1 protein-coding gene is annotated in these 904 nt (G+C 54.8%); it reads left to right on the top strand.

Annotation, left to right across the window (positions count from 1 at the left end; all coding sequences use genetic code 11):
* On the top strand, positions 1 to 904 hold a 904-nt coding region (locus RSSM_RS22385; RefSeq protein ID WP_008684410.1), incomplete at both ends, for a sulfatase-like hydrolase/transferase.

The raw sequence follows: 904 nt of genomic DNA, 5'->3' as shown, positions 1-904 counted from the left end.
GTCGGGAAGTGGCACCTCAATTCGAGGCAACAATTCAACACTCCCGACTATCCACAACCGGGTGACCACGGATTCGACTACTGGATGATCACGCAAAACAACGCCAGCCCTAGTCATAAAAACCCTGACAACTTCGTTCGCAACGGAGAACCGGTCGGAGAATTGATCGGCTATTCCGCCCAACTCGTCGCCTCCGAAGCCCAGCGTTGGCTGAGCGAGATTCGTGACCCAACCAAGCCGTTCGCGATGTCCGTGTGGGTGCACGAACCGCATTCACCGATCGCGACCGACACGAAATTTCAATCTCTCTACGCTGGGCACGAAAACAGCCAATACATGGGAAACATCTCCCAACTCGACAACGCACTCGGCATGGTTCTCGACGCGTTGGACAAACATGGTTTATCTGAAAACACGTTTGTGTTCTTCACTTCAGACAACGGACCTGTAGCTCGATATGGTGGAACCACGGGTGGTTTGCGCGGAGGAAAACGAAGTGAACACGAAGGAGGAATCCGAGTTCCAGGATTGGCTCGTTGGCCCGGACATATCGAGCCCGGTACCGTTAGCAACGTGCCGGTGATCGGCACCGACCTTTTCGCAACCATCCTCGACATCAACGACATCGCGGCGCCGACCGACCGCACGATCGATGGCGTCAGTATGCTGCCTGCGTTCGCCGGCAAACCATTCCAACGTGAGATACCACTGTTCTGGCGAACGCATGTTTCGCCGCCCAATGATCGTGTCGCCATGCGTATCGGCCGGTGGAAGATTGTCGGCAACGACACCCTGACGAAGTTCCAACTCTACGACATCGAAAAAGACTGGAAGGAACAGAACAACCTCGCCGCGGCAATGCCAGAGAAGACCGAAGAGCTAAAAACAAAACTACTCAGCGTGT

Source organism: Aporhodopirellula sallentina SM41 (assembly GCF_000346505.1).
Lineage (GTDB): Bacteria > Planctomycetota > Planctomycetia > Pirellulales > Pirellulaceae > Rhodopirellula > Rhodopirellula sallentina.
Note: the sequence above shows the minus strand (reverse complement) of the source record. Positions and strands in the feature narration are given on the sequence as shown.